Raw genomic sequence first — 447 nt, 5'->3', positions numbered from 1 at the left:
ACGTTCAGGGCTGGCAGGAGGGCTCGGCTGATTATTACCATCATATGGTCGAAGCGGTGAAGGTCGCCTTTGCCGACCGGGACGAATGGCTGAGCGATCCGGCCTGGGTCGACATTCCCCTCAATGACCTTCTGTCTAAGACCTACGCAGATGGCCGCCGCGGCTTGATCTCGTCGGACCGCGCCCTCGGGCTCGGTGAGTTGGAGCCGGGTATCCCGTCAGGCCAAGCCGGGGAGAAGCGCAGCCCGGGCGGCGACACCGTCTATCTGTGCGCGGCGGATTCCGATGGGCTGGTGGTGTCGCTGATCCAGTCGATCTATTTCGACTTCGGCGCGGCGATCATGGGCGGAGATACCGGGATTGTCATGCAGAACCGTGGGTCCTTCTTCTCACTGGATGAAAATCATCCAAATCGCCTCGAACCCGGTAAGCGCACGTTCCACACAC

Annotated in this window: 1 protein-coding gene; it reads left to right on the top strand. The window is 61.3% G+C overall.

The window, feature by feature from the left end:
• Positions 1–447: gamma-glutamyltransferase (locus CEV33_RS01395; protein ID WP_208620133.1), on the top strand; the 447-nt coding region annotated here is incomplete at both ends.

This window comes from Brucella grignonensis (genome assembly GCF_002252505.1).
GTDB classification, from domain to species: Bacteria; Pseudomonadota; Alphaproteobacteria; order Rhizobiales; family Rhizobiaceae; genus Brucella; species Brucella grignonensis.
Note: the sequence above shows the minus strand (reverse complement) of the source record. Positions and strands in the feature narration are given on the sequence as shown.